Source organism: Aquibacillus sediminis (assembly GCF_005870085.1).
Classification (GTDB): Bacteria; Bacillota; Bacilli; order Bacillales; family Amphibacillaceae; genus Aquibacillus_E; species Aquibacillus_E sediminis.
In genome coordinates, this window is sequence record NZ_SZNM01000018.1 from 58,648 (window position 1) to 81,008 (window position 22,361).

Here is a 22,361-nt window from a genome sequence, read left to right on the forward strand (position 1 = left end):
TTTTTAACACAATGTATAATAATGGTAATATTTTGATACCAATGAATTCACTACGTATTCGTGATATACTTTAAGAGGCAAGTTATATATGTAGTAAGGAGCGTACAACTATGAAGGTGTTTAATAAAATTGCACAAATTAAGGAACAACGACCTTTAAAAAGATACCATAGAATAATAGATGCGATAAACAAAAAAGAAAACGAATATGCACATTTGACCGATGAACAACTACAAGCTAAAACAGAAGAGTTTAAAGGCCTATTAGCCGATGGCAAAACAGTAGATGACATTAAAGTCGATGCATTCGCAGTTGTTCGTGAAGCATCAAAACGTGTACTTGGACTACGCCACTATGATGTCCAATTGCTTGGTGGTTTAGTACTTCTAGAAGGAAATATTTCAGAAATGCCTACCGGTGAAGGAAAGACATTAGTGGCATCATTACCAAGCTATTTACGGGGATTAGAGGGTAACGGTGTACATGTTATTACCGTTAATGAATATTTAGCACGACGAGACCAATCATTAATTGGAAAAATCCACGAATACCTTGGATTAACTGTTGGTCTTAATGTTCCAAACCTAAATCCAAGCCAGAAAAAGCAAGCTTACCAGGCTGATATTACATATGGTATTGGGACTGAGTTTGGTTTTGATTTTCTACGAGATAACATGACTTACTCAATAGCAGATAAAGTACAGCGCCCTTATCATTATGCCATTATTGATGAAGTGGACAGCGTGTTAATTGATGAAGCCAAGACGCCATTGATCATTGCCGGTAAAACAATGCCAAGTGAAAACTTACACAATGTTTGCGCCAAAGTGACCAAAAAGTTAAAAGAAAACAAAGATTTCATCTATGATGACGAACTTAAGTTAGTCAATTTAACTGAAGATGGTATGACAAAAGTGGAAAAGATCTTTGCAATTGATAACTTATTTGATTTAGAGCATCGTTCTCTGAATCATTATATGACACAAGCGCTACGTGCACGCACAATGTTTGAGCGCGATGTTGATTATATCGTGGAAGACGGTGCCATCAAACTGGTTGATATGAATACAGGGAGAATTATGGAAGGTCGGAGCCTTAGCGATGGACTGCACCAAGCATTAGAAGCAAAAGAAGGATTAAAAATTACTGAAGAAAACAAAGCGCAAGCATCGATTACAATTCAAAACTACTTCCGTATGTACCCAATTCTTTCTGGAATGACAGGGACAGCAAAAACAGATGAAGCAGAACTGAAAAGCGTTTATGACATGGGAGTTACTCCTATCCCAACGAATAAATCGATTATTCGCGACGACCAAGATGATTTATATTTTGTGACGAAAGAACAAAAATATAATCGCATGATACAAGAGGTGTTGAAACGTCATCAAAATGGACAACCCATTTTAATTGGTACCACCTCCATTCTTCAGTCTGAAACGGTAGCAGAATACCTTGATCATTACAACCTGACCTATCAACTATTAAATGCGAAAAGTGTTGACCAAGAAGCACATCTCATTTCCTTAGCTGGTCAAAAAGGACAAATTACCATTGCAACAAATATGGCTGGACGTGGTACGGATATCATGCTTGGCGAGGGTGTCGCTGAGTTAGGTGGGTTACACGTACTAGGAACAGAGAAACACGAAAGTCGTAGAATCGATAACCAATTAAAAGGACGTGCGGGCCGTCAAGGGGATCCTGGTTCTTCACAATTCATTATTTCGATGGAAGACGAGCTATTCACCCGTTATGCTAGGGATGAAATAGAGAAAAGGCAAACGAAATGGAACACGACTGCAGATGGCCAAATTACGAATAAAGATATGCCGAAATTTGTTGAGACCGTTCAAAAAATTGGGGAAGGTAGTCATTACCAAATTCGAGAATACAATCTAAAACTGGATGATGTAGTGAATGATCAACGAAAAGTGATTTATACATTGCGAGACCGTGTGCTAGAAGCGGATAATATAGTATCGCTAGTCCATCAGCAAGTACAGCACGTTCCATCTGTTTTAGTTGAAAAGTATTGCCCTGATGATCTAATTAAAGACGAGTGGCCAACTACTAAACTATTAAAAACATTAAATGAAATTCTATTACCAGACGTTACATTGGATGGTGAATTTGAATCACCTGATGACGTGAAACAACTGATTGCCCCATTCCTTAAAGAACACGAAGAAGTTGTTTCATCGTATGAAGGTAATGAAAAACTAGAAAAAGTACTCCGGCATGTAACGGTTGCGACGATTGACCGTCATTGGATCAAACATTTAGAAGAATTGAACCGACTAAAAGAAGGTATCGGCCTTAGACAATACCAACAAGAAGATCCGATTCAATTGTATCAAAAGGAAGGCTTAACCTTGTTCGAAACCATGTACCATGAACTTGAAGTCGAGTGTAGTTACCAGTTAAGTAAATCCATTCAAACCTTAATTGCCAACAAATAACATCATGCACACAGGAGGATATAAATGTTACCATTTTTCAAGAAAAAGAAGAAAACTGGCGCTGAGAATTCCATTGATGCCGCCGACCTACTTGGGGGCACAAATGAATTAGATGAAAATCATGAAGAAATAGATACAGACCTATCTTTTCACCCTGATTGGAATGTACCAGAGGAAGAAAAATATGTATATGCCTTTCATAATACCGAATTAAGCCCACTTAAGCCAAACCAATTGTCATTATCTGGGATTAATATGGAAGTAAAAGGTGAACGGTATATATTTACTGCATTTATCCGTCAAACACTTAGTAAAAATATCCAACTAAAGGAAACACCAATTTTATTATTAGGTCCGAATCAAGAAAAACTAGCTCGTAAAGTATTTGACCTAAGTAAAGTTGGTACCATTCCATCCAAAACAAGTAGACCTTGGTTCTTTATTTTTGAACCAAAGGATTTCTATTCGAAAACAGAAATTCCACGAGAAGATTGGTCACTTGCATTTGAATTAAAACCTAGTAACCGAAAACATCAATTAGACTTAGCACAAACGTGGAAAGAATCGTTAGCTGATGAAACAATTGAACATTTAGAAAATATTGTCTCTAATGCTACTCCATTAAAACCTGGAGAAGTGAATTTTATGGGGATTAGCATTAAGCAGCATGACAATCAAGACTTAGCTGTCACCTTGCTTATTCGCAATGGCTCAGAGAAAAACATCAATCTCGAACAGATCCCATTGAAAGTTGAAGATGCTTCTGGTGACGTTATTGCCCAAGGTAACTTTAAATTAAATCAATTTGAAGTGAAGGCAAATACAAGTAAGCCTTGGACCTTTATTTTTCCAAAATCTATGGTAACAAAAGAAACACTTGACCTATCAAAATGGAAAGCATATCCAGTACAGTAAATTGACAGTAAATTGATTCAGAACTTTTCGGATGATATGGAAAAACGAGGTTTCCTAATTAGGAAACCTCGTCCCTTTTTTAAACTAAGACAGGTAAATGAATGAACGAGTATAACTATTTCGGCCTAATTCTTCCTTTATAAATATTTTTTTATTATTAATGTGAATATATTTTAATTTTGATATAATAAGTAAAGCTTGTCGAAACTTTATTTACGGAATAAACAAATAAGCGTTAATCACATGCAATATGGTTGGTAAGGTAACAGGTAATTAGCACAATATTGTCGCTACCACCATAACCTTCCACTTGAACAAAATTTTATTTTCCTTCATAATTAATTTGCAACTAATCTAACCGTGGGGTGACAGAACTATGAGTAAGATTCAAAGAAATGAACCTTGTCCATGTGGGAGTGGAAAAAAGTATAAGAAATGCTGTGGAGCTTCCAATGTAACAGAAATTAACCCCAAATTTATAAATAACGAGTTAAATCGTTTACAACAAGAATTAATTTCTTTTGCTTTTAAAAAATACGATAAACAAATAAAACAACTATTTAAAATGTATGCAAACCCTTTTTTACAAGAGGAAGATGAAACCGCCAATATATATAATACTGGACTTACGATTTGGATAATTTTCAATGTACCATTTATTGATAAAAAGCAAACGATCTTTGATGTATTTTATAAGTGGAATCAATCCAGCCTTAGCTTACAAACTAAAAACATATTAGCTAAATGGACCGATACTGTTCCGGCAGTTTATGAGGTAGTATCTGTTAACAAAGATTCTAAACAAGTCGTTACCATCCAAGATATATCGACGGATGAATTGTATTACATCCCATTTCAAGAAGGAGACGAATTTATCAAGGGGAGTATAATTATTGGTGCCCTTGTACCATATATGAATTATCATAACTTCCCAGTTGCGATGATTAAATTATATCGCCATGATAAAGATGCCTTACTTCAGTTAATGGAGCAATACCCTGATGACAAAGGCGGAATTGTAGAATATTTTCCAGCATTTTTAGGAGAAGCACTTACACTTGGGGTAGAACCTGACAAATGGGACAACCCAATTCATGAGATGGTAGCACAACGATTTGCAAAACATATGGTTAATAAAGATATGGAAGATGATATTATCCTAAAAGGTATTGAACTTTGGAATCAGTATTGCAAGAAAGAACAACCATCATTCAAAAGAATCGAGGCCTATGCTGCCGCTTTAGATTATCTATCACAAAAAACATTTTTAAATGAAACGACGATTACACAAGGTCAGATTGCCAAAGAATATGACGCATCACCTGTCACAGTGTCAACCAATGTAAGAAAATTAGCCAATTCACTTGAAGATCAAGTAAAAGGTATGGGATCTTAATGAAACCAAAAAAAAGCATGCATTTGCATGCTTTTTTTTACTGGCTTTCAGAAGTTCAATCTTTCAAAAACTAATAAGCCGTTTTTGATTCCTTTGTACCATCAAGCAGCGCGGTTATCTCTTCACCTGGCACTGGTTTACTCCAGTAATAGCCTTGGCCTTGATGACAATGTTGTTCTTGTAAATACTGGAACTGCTCCTTTTTCTCAATACCTTCTGCAATAATCGTAAAGTTTAAATTTTGCCCCATATTAATAATCGTATTGACAATAATTTTACCATCCACATCTAAATCATTGATAAACGCCTTATCAATTTTCAGGGTGTCAATTGGAAGTTTCTTTAAATAGCTTAACGAAGAATAACCTGTTCCAAAATCATCAATCGAAACACTCACCCCTAGTTCTTTTAATTCATGCAAGGTTTTCGATGATTCAATTATATTAAGGATCGTACCTTCTGTAATCTCTAACTCAAGATATGCAGGATCTAGGTCCGTTTCATCAAGAATTTGTTTAAGCTCACGTACAAACTGTTGGCTTCGAAATTGGATCGGTGACACATTCACACTAACTCGGTCGATGTTTATGTCGCATTGCTTCCACCGTTTCATTTGGTTACAAACCGTTCGTAGCACCCATTGTCCAACAGGTAAAATATACCCCAACTCTTCTAATACTGGAATGAATTCTATCGGAGAAACTTTTCCTAATCTAGGATTATGCCAGCGGAGCAAGGCTTCTACCCCAACAATTTCCGAACTATCCAGTCGGACAAGTGGTTGGTAAACAACCGAGAATTCATTATGGTCAAGAGCCCGTTTTATTTCTTTTTCAATTTGGTAATACCGTTCAATCTCTTGATTTTGATCAGGTGTATTAAAACAATACGTATTACCGCCTTGTTTCTTGGCATGATACATCGCGGTATCAGCTTGTTTAATTAATTTTTCGATAAAGCTTGTACAATCAAGATCTTCTGGATGCATCCTTCCCATACTAATGCCAATGCTTGAAGATGTCGTGATCGTATGATAATTAACATGATATGGCATCGCCAATTGGTTAAGAATTTTTTCAGCAACGGAAATGGTGTCTTCTTTCGTGTGTCTACCATGTAGTATGACAATAAACTCATCCCCACCTTGGCGTAATATGATATCGTTTTTACGAAGGCAATACTTTAAACGATTGGCAACTTCTTTTAGCATAGCATCACCAGTATCATGGCCAAAATTATCATTAATCGATTTGAAGCGGTCTAAGTCTAAAAACAACAAAGAAACAATATCATTTCGGTTATTTACAATGTTACTTAACCATTGGTTTAAATAATTTCGATTTGGCAAAGAGGTCAGGGGATCGAAATAGGCAATCATTTCGATATGCTGTTCATATTGCTTTCGTTGTGTGATATCATGTCTTATTGCAATATATTGGTATGGTTCTGCTTGATCATTCAAAAATGGAACGATTGTTGTATCCACCCAATAGTAACTTCCATCTTTGGCCTTATTCCTAATTTCTCCTTGCCACACATTGCCATTGGTAACGGTTTCCCATAAATCACTAAAAAAAGCTTTACTATGATAGCCAGAGTTCAATATCCTTTGATTTTTTCCAATTAACTCTTGTCGACTATACTTCGATATTTCACAAAACTTGTCATTAACAAATTGAATCGTCCCTTCATGATCTGTAATAACTACAATTGAAGATTCATTTAAGGCGAGTTCAATATCACGTAATTTCTTTAATGCCTGGTTTAACTCAGTTTCCATATTCATACTAGAAAACCTCTTTCTAGATAGAATTTGCGTATACAAACAAAACTGCATACAGTTCTTCAAAGTAAGTCTAGTATATCATGTTCATTCGGACAATGATAATCATCACATTCATTTAGCAAAAACGATTATTTAAAGTTTTGCTCTCTCGAGTGATAGTCTGAACCAATCAGGTATAAGTGAATGGTTACTCCCTCTTTTTTTGAAGTCAAAAGCCACAAATGCGCAGGATCTAGAAAAAAAGCGCTGGATGATGTATGAAACAGCCCTAAATACGCAGGATCTAGAAAAAAAGCGCTGGATGATGTATGAAAAAGCTCTAAATACGCAGGATCTAGAGAAAAGGCGCTGGTTGATGTATGAAAAAGCCCTAAATACGCAGGATCTAGAAAAAAAGCGCTGGATGATGTATGAAAAAGCTCTAAATACGCAAGATCTAGAGAAAAAGCGCTGGATGATGTATGAAAAAGCCCTAAATACGCAGGATCTAGAAAAAAAGCGCTGGATTATGTATGAAAAAGCTCTAAATACGCAGGATCTAGAAAAAAAGCGCTGGATTATGTATGAAAAAGCTCTAAATACGCAGGATCTAGAGAAAAAGCGCTGGATGATGTATGAAAAAGCCGTAAATACGCAGGATCTAGAGAAAAAACGCTGGATTATGTATGAAAAAGCTCTAAATACGCAGGATCTAGAGAAAAAGCGCTGGATGATGTATGAAAAAGCTCTAAATACGCAGAATCTAGAGAAAAAGCACTGAATATGTATGAAAAATCTATAAATGCACAGGATTTGCTCGAGTTTTCTCACTAACATCCGAATACCGAATACCCATTCAACACTCTTGAAACGTTGTTATTGATACTCCCGCTACCTTAGCTATATCCTTTATTGTAGCCATTTACATTCTCTCTCCTTATGGATCTTTTGGGGATCCAAAACGTTTTGGATACTTATAAGGCTATTCTACACAAAGGTGCTCTCGTATACAATTCGTCTACTGGAGTGGATTAAGTCATTCGCACTCTGTTCCGTTAGTTCTAAATCCTTGTCCACTAGCTATTTGTAGGAAATTTCACTTGTTTTGTCACGGTAATTTCAAATAAAAATTTTAAAAAAGATTGAAAGTATACCGTCCAGATAGTATAGTAAACAACATAAAAGTAAAAAAGAGGAGATCTCGCATGGGCAGAAATTCTAGAAAAGAAGAAATCCTTCATGCTGCATCAAAAGTCGTTAGTGACAAAGGAATTTTTAATTTAACACTTGATGCTACTGCTAAGGAAGCAGGGATTAGTAAAGGTGGTCTGCTTTACCACTACCCTTCTAAAGAAGCGCTCGTACAAGGGATGGTAGAACACCTTGCCAATAACTATCGAGAAAAAATAGCAAATAATGCTGCATCTGATCCAATCGATCAAGGTAAATGGGTGCGGGCATATGTGGATGTTACATTTAACCAAGCCTATCAAAACAAAGATATGCACTATGGTTTACTTGCTGCAAAAGCCGTTAGCTCCAATTCATTAGATCCAATTCGTGAACTCTATTCCGATTGGCAACACGAAATTGAGCATGACGGCATTGATCCGATCAAAGCAACGATCATTCGATTGGCTACTGACGGGATTTGGTTAAACGAATTATTTGATATTTACCACATTGAAGAAGATAAGAAACAAGCGGTCTATCAGAAGCTTAAAGATTGGGCAAATGAACCAGACGAATAACTTAGAAACGTTAAGGGGGGACAAATCGATGTCGATTTCCCCCCTTTTTTTGGGCTCTTTTATAAGGTTTTTGATGATTTTCTAACAACTTTATCAAAGATGCTATAGCTTTTTCCACACAACGAAGTGTATCTCCGTTGCCCCAGTATTATCATACCTATAAACAATTGACCCGCAATAGTTTGTATTAATCTCTAAAAATACCGTCTTATTTGAGTAGTGACTAATTTTTTTGCATTTTTTGTCAAAAAATTGTAAAAACCTTGTCTTGACTACAATCAGTGGGATTATTTTTTTGCAAACGCCCCAAATGAAACCCCTTTCTTATACTACCTTCACTTGAAACATAACCGTCCAGATGGTATAGTTTGTAACAGTGATTAAAAAAACCGTCCGGATGGTAAACAAATAAAACAAAAATTCTTAATTCATTCATATAAGAAAGCGAGGCTAACTAATGAAAAACAAAGTATTACTAACTGCTGCTGTCACAGGAGCTGGGGATACAACAACAAAAAGTTCTCACGTGCCTGTCACTCCAAAAGAAATTGCCGAAGCAGCAATTGAATCAGCCAAAGCTGGTGCAACGGTGGCACACGTTCACGCTCGTGATCCTAAAACAGGTGGCATTAGCCATGATGTCGAACATTACCGTGAAATTGTTGATCGTATTCGCGAATCGGAAACAGATGTCATTATAAACATTACTTCTGGAGGTGGAGGTGACTTCATCCCTAGCTTAGATACACCGGCTGCTGGCGGTAATGGTACGGATATCCAAACGCCTGCAGAGCGTCATCAACCAGTTGGCGAATTACTTCCAGAAATGTGTACGCTTGACTGTGGGACCGTAAACTTCGGCAATATGATTTACATGAGTCCAACTGATTGGTTAAGAGAACAAGCACAATTGATTCAACAGAGTGGGGTGAAACCTGAGCTAGAATGTTTCGACACAGGCCACCTTCGCTTTGCTAAACAACTAGTTCATGAAGGCTTAATTGATGGTGATCCAATGCTCCAATTTTGCATGGGAATCCCTTGGGGAATGGACGCAGACCCAGAAACAATGCTTTATATGAAAAATCGTCTTCCAGACAATGCACACTGGTCCGCATTTGGTATTGGTCGGATGCAACTCCCAATTGTTGCACAAGCCGCTCAACTTGGTGGAAATGTACGTGTTGGTTTAGAAGATAATTTATATCTATCAAAAGGTGTTCTTGCTCGTAATGATCAACTTGTTGATAAAGCCGTTACGATGCTAAACAGCAATGACATTGAAATCATGACACCACAAGAAGCTAGACAACAATTCGGATTACGCAATCCACACGGAGGAGAGAACGCATGAAGAACACAACAACAGTAGCCGTCATCGGAACAGGGGTAATTGGAAATGGATGGATTGGTCGCTTCTTAGCACAAGGACTAGATGTTATTGCTTTTGACCCTGCAGAAGGCGCAGAACAAAAAACACGTAACGTGATCGCGCAAGTTTGGCCTTCACTAAAAGATTTAGGTATGGCAGAAGATGCCTCACAGGATCGTTTAACATTTGTTTCTACTATTAAAGAGGCAGTTCAATCTGCTGACTTCATCCAAGAAAATGTTCCAGAGCGAGAAGATATTAAGCAAAAGGTTCTAACGGAAATTGATCAATATGCAAAACCAGATGCGATCATAGGTTCAAGTACTTCTGGCATTATGGCAACAACCTTACAACAAGGACTTACACACCCAGGACGTGTCATTGTTGCACACCCATTCAACCCTGTATACATTCTACCACTTGTAGAACTTGTTGGCGGGGAAGCAACCGATGCTGCACTAATGGAAAGAGCTAAACAATTCTATCAATCTATTCAAATGAAACCGTTAATCATTAACAAAGAAATTGAAGGTCATGTTGCAGACCGATTAATGGAAGCACTATGGCGTGAAGCATTACACCTTGTCAATGATGGCATTGTGACAACAGAAGAAGTCGATGCAGCTATTATTTATGGTGCAGGGCTTCGTTGGGCACAAATGGGGCCATTCTTAACCTTCCACTTAGCTGGTGGCGAACAAGGAATGCGTCATATGTTAGAACAATTTGGCCCAGCACTGAAAAAGCCATGGACAAAACTAGAAGCACCAGAACTAACCGATGATTTAAAAGAGAAAGTCATTGATGGATGTGAAAGCCATGCAGGTGACGTTCCAATTTCGGAATTAGAAAACAAACGTAATGAATTTTTAGTAAAATTACTAGATTTAGTAGAAGATTATTGGCCACAATCAAAAATCTAAACGGAGCATGGGGGTTTTCTTACTATGACAGAACAAACCTTTCAATATAAAAACTACGTGCATCAAGATTGGGTTGATTATAACGGCCATATGAATGATGCTGCCTATGCAAAGGTATTTAGTTTAGCCGTTGATGCTTTTATCGACGCAATCGGACTCGATGCAGATGCTCGTAACGAGAAGCATTATACAATTTTTACACTTGAAACACATTTATGTTACCTACAAGAAGCACATCAAGACGAAGCCCTTTATGTGACTGTTCAACTATTAGATATAGATGCGAAACGTCTTCACGTCATTTTTACTATGCAGAATGACAATGATGACGTGATTGCGACAAGTGAGCAAATGCTTATGGGAATGGACACAAACGAAGGAAAGCCTGCCCCCTTCCCTACTACTGTTGCCTCTATTATAGAAGAAATGTGGACTAAGCATAAACAACTTGAAGCACCTAAACAAGCAGGCAGAACGATTGGAATTAAACGAAAAAACTAACAAAGTATTTTTACAAAGAATAGGAGAATGTTGATGAATAAGATTGAAGTAAATAACTTAACGAAAATCTTTGGCTCTCATCCACAACAAGGTCTGAAACGTCTTAAAAATGGCGAACAAAAAGATGAAATCCTTGATCAAACAGGCATGACAGTTGGGGTTAACCAAGCATCCTTTGCCGTTGAACCTGGAGAAATCTTCGTGATTATGGGCCTATCTGGAAGTGGTAAATCAACATTAATTCGATTAGTAAACCGATTAATTGAGCCGACAGATGGCGAAGTATTAATCGATGGAGAAGACATTACCAAGATGGATAAAAATGCCTTAATTGACACACGACGGAAACAATTAGGCATGGTCTTCCAAAAATTTGGATTATTACCACACAAAACAATTTTACACAATGTTGCTTATGGATTAGAGATCCAAGGTGTAGATAAAGCAGAGCGCGAAAAGAAAGCACTGGAAACCATTGAAGATGTTGGTCTTAAAGGCTATGAGGATAGTTATCCAAGTCAATTAAGTGGCGGAATGCAGCAGCGTGTTGGGATTGCTCGTGCCCTTGCCAATGATACAGACATTCTATTAATGGATGAGGCATTCAGTGCACTAGACCCGATTATCCGTAGTGAAATGCAAGATGAACTACTAAAGATCCAAGCTAAATTAGGTAAAACCGTCCTATTCATTACCCATGACTTGGATGAAGCGTTAAAACTTGGGGACCGTATCGCAATCATGAAAGATGGAAGAATTGTTCAAATCGGAACCTCAGAAGAAATATTGGAAAATCCAGCTAATGACTATGTTTCTAATTTCGTCAAGGATGTGGACCGCTCCAAAGTATTAGAAGCTTCCCATGTCATGAAACGACCTGAAGTATTACTATCTTACAAAGATGGCCCACGTGTTGCGGTTAGAAAAATGGAAGAAGCTGGTGTATCTAGTATTTTTGTTACCGATAAAGAAAAGAATTTCAAAGGCTTATTAACGATTGATGACGCGATCAAAGCTTATCAAAACAATACTTCAATGGAAGAAGTATTGATCACAGAGGATATTTATTCGACTCCTCCTGACACACCATTGAATGACTTAATTGGGATTGCAGCCGATGTAAAATACCCGATCGTCATTCTGGAGGACGGGAAACTGCTAGGTATCGTCTCTCGCGTTTCCATACTGTCAGGATTAGTACTTGGGAAAGAAAAGGATGAGGTGATATCAGCATGAACTATTTCTATTTCCCATTAGAAGAATGGACAAATGACTTTGTAAATGGTTGGTTATTACCAGTCATGAGTGGCTTCTTTGATAGCATCAGTGTTGCCCTTCGTTCCTTTATTGATGGCGTAACGAATCTAATTATCGCGATTCCACCAGAACTACTCGTTATCGTTCTTATCTTATTAGCTTGGAAACTAGCCGGTAAAGGAATTGCTTTATTCACGTTAATCGGGTGTCTCTACATCGGTTCTGTTGATTTATGGGCAGAAACGATGCAAACTGTTGCGATTGTAATTGTCTCGACACTGATCTCCGTTCTATTCGGTGTACCAGTTGGAATTTTAAGTGCGAAAAGTAAAACAGTCGATAAAATTGTTCGTCCAATTTTGGATTTTATGCAAACACTACCGATTTTCGTTTATTTAATTCCTTCGATCTTACTATTTGGTCTTGGTGGTGTCCCAGCAGTTATTGCAACCTTTGTGTTCGCTGCCCCACCAGCCGTACGTATGACTCGATTAGGGATTTTACAAGTACCTGAAGAAGTTGTTGAGGCATCCCAAGCATTCGGTACAACTTCTAAACAGTTACTATTTAAAGTTCAACTACCGCTTGCCGTACCGACGATTATGGCTGGGGTAAACCAAACAATTATGTTAGCCCTATCGATGGCCGTTGTTGCGTCGATGATTGGTGCTCCAGGACTTGGTTCTATCGTTCTATCAGGAATTTCAACCGTAAACGTTGGACTTGGTTTAACAGGTGGTTTAGCCATTGTGGTAATCGCTATTATCTTAGACCGCATCACACAAGGTGTAGGGAATAAATTATAACCAATTAAGGTGCCTGACTGTTCATTGAAGAACAAGACGTTAATGAATAGTCGATCACCTTAAATTATAAAACTATTAATCAAACTAAAGGAGAGTTTAGAATGAAAAAAAGCATATTCGCAATGCTTAGTACATTATTAGTCTTATTCATCGTTGGGTGTTCTCAACAAAGTGAAGAAAGTGACAGTCAAGCAGGCGCAGAAGAAACTCAAACCATCACATTAGGTGTAACCCCATGGACAAGTACGGTTCCACCAACAGAAATTGCCCAAATCATTTTAGAAGACATGGGTTATAACGTAGAACAAACACAAGCAGATGCAGGTAGCACGTACATTGGTCTTTCTCGTGGAGATATTGATGTGTTTATGGATGGCTGGTTCCCTGTTCATGATGTATATATCGAAAAATATAGTGACTCGATTGAAGAAACAGCAGTTAGTTATACAGATGCAGATTCTGGTTTAGTTGTTCCAACATATATGGAAGATACCAATTCTATTGAAGACCTCTTAGGTAACGAAGGCGACTTCAACAACGAATTATACGGAATTGAAGAAGGCGCAAGTGTTACACAAGAAATTGAAGGATTAATTGAAAGCTATGAACTTGACATGGAGCAAGTAAACTCATCAGAAGGCGGTATGATCGCACAAGCGATGCGTAAGATGGAAAGTGAGGATCCAGTAGTATTCTATGGCTGGCGCCCACATACGATGTTTAATAAATTTGATATTAAAATTTTAGACGATCCTCAAGGTATATTCGAATCCGCATCTGTTAAGGTCATTACAAATAATGAACTACAAGAAACAGCACCAGATGCGTATGAATTCCTAAGCAATTGGAGTATTGCACTTGATGATGTAGAAGAAATGATTGTGAAAATTGAAGAAGAAGACGTACCAGCAAGAGAAGCTGCACAAGAATGGGTAGATAATAACCAAGATAAAGTTAGCGAAATGCTAGGTGAATAAAGAATCAAATAAGTCTGTGTTGACGCTTGTCAGCACAGGCCTTATTTATATGATGCAACAAATTAATCAAACGTTTGATCAATTTATCTCCTGCTTAGAAAGGGTGGTTTACATGACAGACATTAACCAAGTGATCGTTGATCGAGAAGTTCCCTGCACCGTAAGAGACGGGGTAACTTTATATGCAAACATATATCGTCCGCAAGCGGATGGGGAATTCCCAGTTTTACTTAGTCGATTACCATATAATAAAAACCTTCCTAACTTTTCACACCGTTGGATAGACCCAATTCGCACAGCCATGGAAGGCTACGTTGTCATCATCCAAGATGTTCGAGGGCGGTTTGCATCTGAAGGGGAATTTAAACCTTTCGCTCAAGAAGCAAACGATAGTTTTGACACGATTGAGTGGGCTGCTAGTTTACCTTATGCCAATGGAAAAGTAGGAATGTTCGGTCTCTCCTACTACGCCTATACACAATTATATGCATTAACAGAACATCCTCCTGCACTTAAAGCCATCTTTCCGGCTATGACAGGCAATATTTTTAAGGAAGCTTTCGGAGAGAATGGGGTGCTCTCATTGGCATCTGCCGAAACATGGATGCTCGATTCCCTTGCACCTGATTATTTAAAAAGAAAACAAAGTACAGAGGATTACCAAGAGGCCATTAAGGTGTTAACAAACGACCTTAATCAGATTGAAAAATGGCATACGTATACACCTATTAAAGCGTTACCAGCCGTAATGAAACACCCAGAGCTTCAGGAGATTTATCATAAATATATTCACCAAGAATTCAATCAACAAGCAATGGAAAACAGTGGCGCAACCTCTTATGCGGATGTCAAAAATGTGCCAGCCTACCATCTTGCAGGTTGGTATGACAATTTCTTGAGCCAAACAGTAGCAAACTTTGAGCAGATGAAAAAACACAATCCAAATCAAAAATTAATAATTGGTCCATGGGGCCATGGCATGGTTGGCTCTGATTTGGGTGAACGTTCCTTTGGCGTTTTTAGTTCAGCGGATTCAATTGATGGTAAAGAGGATCTTACCTCCCTTCATATTAAATGGTTTAACCATTGGTTGAAAGATGTAAATGAACTACTTATCTCTAAGGAAGATCCTGTTAAAATTTTTGTTATGGGGATTAATGAATGGCGTTCAGAAAAAGAATGGCCATTACCACATACTAACTATACAAACTATTACTTTCATAGTGATGGGCAAGCAGCTACTGATTTAGAATCCGGAAGCTTAACAACGACAGCACCATCAGATGAGCCACAAGACCAGTTTGTTCATGATCCAGAAAGTCCAGTCCCAACAAATGGTGGCGGAACGTTATTTTATAATGGACGTAATGCTGGACCACGTGATCAAAGACGAATTGAACAACGAGACGATGTTGTTGTCTATTCATCCGCAGCCCTTACGGAACCGGTTGAAGTTACCGGCTCAGCAAAAGTCGTTTTATGGGCGTCCACTGATGCACCTGATACGGACTTTACGGCAAAATTAATTGATGTCTTTCCTGATGGGACTGCATATAATTTAGCTGACGGTATAACCCGTGCCAAGTTCCGTCACGGAAAAGAAGAGCAGGAACTTTTAAACGGAGAAATAATTCGGTATGAAATCGACTTATGTCCAACAAGTAATGTGTTTTTACCAGGACATTCCATCCGTATTGAAATTGCATCTAGTGACTTTCCTCGTTATGATGTGAACCCAAATACAGGTAAGTCAACATTGGATACCGTAGAGATGGTGAAAGCAAACCAAACCATCTACCACCAAACGGAATATCCTTCCCATGTTCTATTGCCAATTATACGGAAATAACTGAACCATAATTTTGTAAAAAACTCTCGGACAGAGCGTTTCCCGAGAGTTTTTTGTCTTCTTTACACTATTCACTGTCGATTTGAATCACACGGTTAATGTATAGCTATTTGTTCTAATTTGCTGATATTATCTTTTTTCCACCGGTATATGAACCGATACATCAAAATACCATAGAATGAGTAGTGCGATAAGAATAGATAGTAAATAGGCCACTAATGGCTTCCGGTAGAAAAGATACAACATCGGAAACATAAAACTATCAAAAAAAATGGACCAAGCTAGGCTCCATCCGTATTGATACTCGATATGCCCTGTCATTGTCATAATCCATTCAACGCCACCATAAATCATGACCCACTTTAAATAATGTTTAAACACAGCTAATTACCTGTTGGAAAATTGCCTATGAAAAGTAGTGCCGTACCCGGAAAAACAATAAAGGTATAGAGCATTTCTGTCAGTGTGTGATTCGAGATAAAATCGGCATCCATTCGCCATAAAAAATAGCTTGCAGTCAAAAAGTTATATGTTAAATTCCCTAAGGCAAAATACAACATAACCGTATGATATTTTTCCCAGTTTCTCCAATCACCTTTACGCCACACTGCGATGATAATTAGTATTGTTATTCCAACATGCATTGTATTTCATTCCCTAGCGATTTGAATAGTAATACCTATACAACTAGTATGGAAAAAGTTGTTATACTATGTAAATTTTTGTAACGAGTTAGTCAGAAAGATTTGGCATTACCCAGTTATTTTTAAGGTATATTGTGTTTTCAATTAACATACACTTGGCTAGGAAGGGGGGATGGAGATGGCTTATCTACTTGTAAGTAGCCTTGCAGTTGTCTATTTCATCACATTAAAGACCTTTGCATTATTTTCGATGTATACGGTTGGAGCTGGCATATTGTCCTTGCTCATAACACTATTATACATACGATTTTGGATTACCCATGTAGAAACCCGAATCGAAAAAATCGAAAACTTTCTTACCACGAACAAAAATAAACCGCATTTTCACCTTATTTATGCGATTGCAAATCAAATGGACTCCGATGTAAAAGCGACAACAGCAGATTTGCTAGACAAAGAAAAGCGATCAATTTGCCGGGCCTATTATCAAGTAACAACTGCACTTTATTTTAACAATGTAACAGAGGCTAGAAATCATGTTGAAAAATTGAAACCAGAGTGTTATCGGCTTTATTTTCGGGGGTTGATTTTATTAAAAGAAGGAAATATCGAAGAAGCTGATACGATGATCGAGCAAATAAACAAACCTTGGATGAAATTTGCTTTATTAGCAGAGCGCGAACAGAAATTAAACAACCTCGAATGGGCTATTAATTACGCTAACAAGGCAAAACGAAAAATGCGAGGCTTGAACAAATACCATTTTCACAAGACTTATGAAAGACAATTTGGATTGGACGCCGAACATGATGACAACATCTACAATCAATCACAAACAGCATCAGCAGAAACGGTTCCATTCGTGAAGGAAAGGTCGAGTAGTTTGAACTGAATTGTTCCGTTATGTTTCAAAAGAGGAGCTTTTTCCATACTATTTTAATCAAATAGCGCACCAGATGTTATTCTCCTCTATAAATTGTAAAAATCAATTGAATAACACACTAAATGTCCGCGAAGGAACTATAGTGACACAAAAAAGCTCAGATATTCATCTGAGCTTTTTCTTAGTTAATGTTGCTGTCGAGATCATTATTTTTTCACTATTACTGCGCTAAAAACTACCTAATCCATCTTGATACCGCTAAACACTTTTGTCTGCAACCATAAACGGTTTTAAGTCCCACTTGGTAACATCCATGATGTGTATTCCGTCCGTTTGAAAGACAATTCGCTTGTCCTGCCAATCATCAAATTGTCTCGATGAAAATACTTCCTGACCATGATTAGCAAATATTTCAATTGAAGAAGTGTCTTTAAATATACGAATGTGATTCAATTGTTCCAATTCACAAGCTCTACTTTCTAACTGACCATCACGCCCCATACGCTCATACGTTAGGACTGAATTAGTATCGTCATAAGTTAAAACACTTTTTCCTATTCTAATCGTAAATCTATTCGCATTCCATTCAGAAATAGCTACTTCTATTTCAAATACATTGCCATTTACATTCGGAAGTTCGATCGATTGGTTTGTTAATTTCAATTGCTGATGGGATACTTCATTTTCACGTAACGCTTCTAACTCTTTTATCGGTGTTTGATATAGTGCATTTCGTTTCCAACGCAACTCACGTGGAATCGTTAATGTATGAATCCAATTATGATTTACTGTCGGTTGTGGAGGTCCCTCTTCTTCGGCATTCCCCATCCAACCTATCAAAATACGTCGTTCACCTGCAGTAAATGTTTGTGGTGCATAAAAGTCAAAACCACGATCGAGTTCAACAAATGAATCATGAGTAAACTTTTGGGTTTGAAGATCAATTTCACCAGCAAAATAACCTGCTTGGTAAATATTTTGAAAGTTCATTCCTTGTGGTTCTAATCCTTGAGGGGAAGCAACTAGAATATCTTTTCCATCTAGTTGAAACAAATCGGGACATTCCCACATATAACCAAAATCTCCTAATCCATTAAGCTTACTACCAGCAATCGGTCCAAGAAAGGTCCATGTTTCTAGATCTTCTGATCGATACAAGACCACTTGTCCTTGTTTGGTCTTTGTTTGAGCTCCAAGTACCATATACCAATCGTTTCCATGTTGAAACACTTTTGGATCACGAAAATGAGCAGTATAGCCTTCAGGTACATTGATAATTGGTCCTTTTTTTTCAAACGTTATCCCATCATCAGAAACGGCTAAACATTGGTAAGATTCTCGATTGTCCTGTTCATCTTTCACATTCCCAGTGTAAAACAAATACAATCGGTCATGATGAACAATGGCACTACCTGAGTAACACCCATTTTTGTCATACCATTTGTCAGGTGCAAGTGCAATCGGGGCAAATTCCCAATTCACCATATCCGCTGACATATAATGCCCCCAAAACTTTGCACCATGCGCGGTTTCAAATGGATTCCACTGGAAGAAAACATGGTAGTTATTTTGAAAGTAGATTAAACCGTTCGGGTCATTTAACAATCCAACAGGTGGCATTAAATGATAATGTAATCGATGAGGACCCGCATCTACTGTTTGTTTGTAGCCTTTGATTTGATGATAGGCATCTTCCATAAGTTGGTTCTTTTTATCAGATGTCATGTTGTCACCCTTTCCTAACACATTGCAATGTATGGATAGAAAGACAGGCACTTCCTGCCTGTCTTTTCATTATGCTGTTTCGTTTTCTTTTAATTTTTTATCAGAGTAGCCAAACATCCAAGTTAAGGCAAATGCTGAAGCGATCGCTACTATATTAACCAATAGATACTGTATGATTTGACCATTTAAATATAACAGCATACCAGGAATAACAGTAATCGACATACCAGTACCTGCAACCCCCATAATGGATGCTAGGAAACCACCAATAGCTCCACCAATTAGACCCATAATAAATGGTGTCACAAAGCGTAAATTCACACCAAATATTGCTGGCTCAGTAATACCTAGAAATGCAGATAGAGAAGATGGTAATGCCAATGCTTTCATTTTTTTCGATTTAGTCTTCATACCTACTGCAAGGGCAGCACCACCTTGTGCGGCAATTGATGCTGTAATAATACCGTTATATGGGTTGTTTCCTAAACGTTCTAACAATTGGATTTCTAATAAGTTAAAAATGTGATGAACCCCTGTTACTACGATAATTTGGTTTAAACCACCAAGTACGAATCCTGCTAATCCAAATGGTAGATTTAGCACGAACAATGTAGCTTGTAAGATCCATTCTTCAACTGTGTGAAAAATCGGACCTACGATAAACATCGCTGCAAAGATCATGACTAGTAAAGTTAAAAATGGTGTCAAAATTAAATCCAGCGCTTCTGGTACTCGCTTCCGAATCCAACGTTCTAATTTCGCACCTAGAATCCCTGCAATAAACGCCGGCAATACCGCACCTTGATACCCGACGACTGGGATAAATCCAAAGAAATAAATCGGTTCCATTTCAACTGCAACATCCCATGCATTCGGTAACGATGGACTAACTAACATTAAACCAAGAACAAGGCCAATAATTGGTGAACCACCAAACACTCTAAACGTTGACCATGCTACAAGTGCTGGCAAGAAGACGAAAGCAGTATCAGTTAAAATTTCAGTAAAAAGAAGGAAATTATCCGAAATATCTGCTGGTGTCATACCAAACCATGCTAAAATTTCTGGTTGGGTGACAAGACCACGAAGACCCATGAATAGACCAGTTGCAACTAAAACTGGAATAATTGGAACAAATACATCCCCGAAGGTTCTGATCGCACGCTGGAATCCATTTCCTTGCTGTGCGGCCTTTTCCTTTTGTTCTCCTTTTGTGGCACCAGTGATCCCAAGTTTATTTACTTCTTCATAAATCTGATTAACAGTACCAGTACCTAAAATGATTTGATATTGTCCAGAGTTAAAGAAAGCCCCTTTCACTTTATCTGTATTTTCCACTTTCTCTTGATCAATAACCTCTTCTTCATGTACCATGATGCGCAGTCTTGTTGCACAGTGTGCAACAGAATCAATATTGTCTTTTCCACCGACTGCATCAATAATATCTTGTGCGATTTTTTTATTATCGGACATGTGACTCACTCCTTCTAACCTTAATTTAAACATGGTATCGATTCCACAATTTACAAACTGAAACTTCACTTAGTATATTTCGCTCTTTTCCCACAGGGCTAGTATCACAAAGAGAAACCAGCAGGCTCTTGAACCACAAGGATGAAAGCAAAAGTTTACTCCCGCTTTTAACCTCTCTGTTTCATATCATTTTTGAAGTGGGATTCTTACGGTCGGTGCACCGGGATCAACCACATTACTTAGAAGTTTGTTTCATTGACTTTAAGATGGAATCGATTCCATTTAATTTAAAAGAAAAAACCTTTAACCATGTGTTCTTGAATGTGAGATCGATTCCATAATGATCAAAACATAGTTGAAAGCATATTGGAGCACTTTCAGCAAAAACCATTATTTAATGATCATTTTAAATGAAATCGATTACGAAATCATCATACACTATTACGAATTATTAGTCTATAGTCTAATGTTATTTTTTTAGAAATTTTTTTAGCATCAAGGTACGCGAGGATTTGCTCTGCTGCTTTAATTCCTGCTTGTTCATTGTGATAATCCACCGTTGTTAAAGCTGGTACGGTATATTGTGAAATTTCAGATGCTCCGATACTAATGATCGCCACATCCTTTGGCACTTGTAACCCCACTTCTTTTAGATAGCTCATCACACCAATTGCCAATCGATCCGTAACAGCAAATATAGCCGTTGGTCGTTGATTTGAATGTTGGATCATACGTTTGGCAGCATCATAGCCAGAATCAATATCAAACACACCTCGTTGTATCCAAGTATCCTCAACTGATAACTGTTGTGTTTCCATTTCATCTAAATAGGCTTGTTTACGTAAATATCCTACTGCTTGATCTTTTTCATCCACCCCTACAAACCCGATTTGTCTATGCCCTTTCGATATAAGGTAGGAAACCACATCTCGCCCAGCTTGATAATTATCATACACAATGCTTGGAATTTGCTCGAACTCCTGTCCAATCACAACAACTGGGATGGTTAGTTCTTCAAGTTTTTTTGCCAATGAGTCTTCGGTATTTGTAGCAATTAAAATAATTCCATCCACTTGGCGAACCTTTAGTAAGTCAACATATTCCATTTCTTTTTCCCTATCCAAATGGGTATTGGCCAAAAGAATCTGGTAGCCTTGATTCGCTAATACTTGATCAATCCCCGCTACTACTTTACTTGATGTTTCTGTTTGAATTGTTGGTAAAATCACACCAATGACTTTTGTCTTTTTCGTTCTTAACGCTTTGGCATGCTCACTTGGTACATAGCCGGTTTGTTTAATCACTTTTTCAATTCGTTTACGTGCATCTTCGCTCACATAACCAGAGTTGTTTAATGCACGAGAAACGGTTGATCTCGATACATTAGCCATTTCTGCTATTTCTTTAATAGTTGGCACAACAGCTTCCTCCAATGATAGATAGATGGTTCAATATTGTTATTGTACCATTGAACAAATGATCTAGCTATCATAAATGGCACGCTCTCACGGAACGATGTTGTTAGTTGCGTAAAAGCTATATACTGTGCAATAACTATTGTAATTCTGCTTTCTTCTATTCTGATTAAAATAAGTGTTATACCATCGCTACGGCAGAATACTACGCTTTCCATGGGCACGGCCTCAGCTAACTTGGTAAAGG

20 protein-coding genes are annotated in these 22,361 nt (G+C 37.8%); 13 read left to right on the forward strand and 7 right to left on the reverse strand.

The genetic code is table 11. The annotated features are described in order from the left end of the window. Positions 1–110 precede the first annotated feature (110 nt). The 3 genes from secA2 (at position 111) to FCI53_RS15430 (ending at position 4,773) form a co-directional block, all read left to right on the forward strand. On the forward strand, positions 111–2,462 hold the full coding sequence (gene secA2 / locus FCI53_RS15420; RefSeq protein WP_138419946.1) for an accessory Sec system translocase SecA2: 2,352 nt from the start codon (positions 111–113) through the stop codon (positions 2,460–2,462). Between the two features lie 24 nt (positions 2,463–2,486). Continuing rightward, complete coding sequence (locus FCI53_RS15425; RefSeq protein WP_138419947.1) at positions 2,487–3,377, forward strand: accessory Sec system S-layer assembly protein; 891 nt, start codon at positions 2,487–2,489, stop codon at positions 3,375–3,377. 376 nt (positions 3,378–3,753) lie between these two features. After that, positions 3,754–4,773 (forward strand): YecA family protein, encoded by a 1,020-nt coding sequence (locus FCI53_RS15430; protein WP_138419948.1) that lies wholly within the window; start codon positions 3,754–3,756, stop codon positions 4,771–4,773. Positions 4,774–4,843: 70 nt separating this feature from the next. Here FCI53_RS15430 and FCI53_RS15435 read toward each other — a convergent pair whose 3' ends face one another. Beyond that, a complete protein-coding gene (locus FCI53_RS15435; protein WP_138419949.1) occupies positions 4,844–6,559 on the reverse strand; it encodes a putative bifunctional diguanylate cyclase/phosphodiesterase in 1,716 nt (571 codons plus the stop codon). 202 nt (positions 6,560–6,761) lie between these two features. Between FCI53_RS15435 and FCI53_RS15440 the strand changes: the two genes are divergently transcribed. From FCI53_RS15440 to FCI53_RS15485, 9 genes are all read left to right on the forward strand, one after another. Continuing rightward, positions 6,762–7,319: a hypothetical protein gene (locus FCI53_RS15440; RefSeq protein WP_138419950.1), complete on the forward strand. Its 558-nt coding sequence runs from the start codon at positions 6,762–6,764 to the stop codon at positions 7,317–7,319. Positions 7,320–7,743: 424 nt separating this feature from the next. Next, entirely contained in the window at positions 7,744–8,289 is a 546-nt protein-coding gene (locus FCI53_RS15450; protein ID WP_138419951.1) for a TetR/AcrR family transcriptional regulator, read from the forward strand. Positions 8,290–8,746: 457 nt separating this feature from the next. Beyond that, positions 8,747–9,643, forward strand: coding sequence for a beta-keto acid cleavage family enzyme (locus tag FCI53_RS15455; RefSeq protein WP_138419952.1), 897 nt, complete (start codon positions 8,747–8,749; stop codon positions 9,641–9,643). Next, a complete protein-coding gene (locus FCI53_RS15460) occupies positions 9,640–10,584 on the forward strand; it encodes a 3-hydroxyacyl-CoA dehydrogenase NAD-binding domain-containing protein (RefSeq protein ID WP_138419953.1) in 945 nt (314 codons plus the stop codon). Before FCI53_RS15455 ends, FCI53_RS15460 begins: the two co-directional genes overlap by 4 nt. A gap of 24 nt (positions 10,585–10,608) precedes the next feature. Beyond that, positions 10,609–11,085, forward strand: coding sequence for a thioesterase family protein (locus tag FCI53_RS15465; RefSeq protein ID WP_138419954.1), 477 nt, complete (start codon positions 10,609–10,611; stop codon positions 11,083–11,085). 33 nt (positions 11,086–11,118) lie between these two features. Continuing rightward, complete coding sequence (locus tag FCI53_RS15470; RefSeq protein ID WP_138419955.1) at positions 11,119–12,321, forward strand: quaternary amine ABC transporter ATP-binding protein; 1,203 nt, start codon at positions 11,119–11,121, stop codon at positions 12,319–12,321. After that, on the forward strand, positions 12,318–13,148 hold the full coding sequence (locus FCI53_RS15475) for an ABC transporter permease (RefSeq protein ID WP_138419956.1): 831 nt from the start codon (positions 12,318–12,320) through the stop codon (positions 13,146–13,148). Before FCI53_RS15470 ends, FCI53_RS15475 begins: the two co-directional genes overlap by 4 nt. Positions 13,149–13,249: 101 nt before the next feature. Next, complete coding sequence (locus tag FCI53_RS15480) at positions 13,250–14,125, forward strand: glycine betaine ABC transporter substrate-binding protein (RefSeq protein WP_138419957.1); 876 nt, start codon at positions 13,250–13,252, stop codon at positions 14,123–14,125. Positions 14,126–14,237: 112 nt separating this feature from the next. Next, entirely contained in the window at positions 14,238–15,974 is a 1,737-nt protein-coding gene (locus FCI53_RS15485) for a CocE/NonD family hydrolase (protein ID WP_138419958.1), read from the forward strand. 129 nt (positions 15,975–16,103) lie between these two features. On the opposite strand, the gene FCI53_RS21940 is transcribed toward FCI53_RS15485, so the two are convergent. After that, positions 16,104–16,355: a hypothetical protein gene (locus tag FCI53_RS21940; RefSeq protein ID WP_246050128.1), complete on the reverse strand. Its 252-nt coding sequence runs from the start codon at positions 16,353–16,355 to the stop codon at positions 16,104–16,106. A gap of 2 nt (positions 16,356–16,357) precedes the next feature. Then, positions 16,358–16,618 carry a CBO0543 family protein gene (locus FCI53_RS21945; protein WP_246050129.1) on the reverse strand — a complete coding sequence of 87 codons (261 nt, stop codon included), beginning with the start codon at positions 16,616–16,618 and terminating at the stop codon, positions 16,358–16,360. A 178-nt stretch (positions 16,619–16,796) separates the two neighbouring features. Here FCI53_RS21945 and FCI53_RS15495 point away from each other — a divergent pair, with 178 nt between their 5' ends. Then, positions 16,797–17,510: a hypothetical protein gene (locus tag FCI53_RS15495; protein WP_138419959.1), complete on the forward strand. Its 714-nt coding sequence runs from the start codon at positions 16,797–16,799 to the stop codon at positions 17,508–17,510. Between the two features lie 249 nt (positions 17,511–17,759). On the opposite strand, the gene FCI53_RS15500 is transcribed toward FCI53_RS15495, so the two are convergent. From FCI53_RS15500 to FCI53_RS21700, 4 genes are all read right to left on the reverse strand, one after another. Beyond that, on the reverse strand, positions 17,760–19,226 hold the full coding sequence (locus FCI53_RS15500; RefSeq protein WP_138419960.1) for a glycoside hydrolase family 32 protein: 1,467 nt from the start codon (positions 19,224–19,226) through the stop codon (positions 17,760–17,762). 69 nt (positions 19,227–19,295) lie between these two features. Continuing rightward, on the reverse strand, positions 19,296–20,699 hold the full coding sequence (locus FCI53_RS15505) for a sucrose-specific PTS transporter subunit IIBC (protein WP_138419961.1): 1,404 nt from the start codon (positions 20,697–20,699) through the stop codon (positions 19,296–19,298). Positions 20,700–21,130: 431 nt separating this feature from the next. Then, the gene (locus tag FCI53_RS15510) at positions 21,131–22,117 is read right to left on the reverse strand and encodes a LacI family DNA-binding transcriptional regulator (RefSeq protein ID WP_138419962.1); all 987 of its coding nucleotides are present in this window, start codon (positions 22,115–22,117) and stop codon (positions 21,131–21,133) included. Then, a partial coding sequence (locus FCI53_RS21700) for a hypothetical protein (RefSeq protein WP_210238502.1) occupies positions 22,096–22,361 on the reverse strand: 266 nt, incomplete at its 5' end. The genes FCI53_RS21700 and FCI53_RS15510, both read right to left, overlap by 22 nt.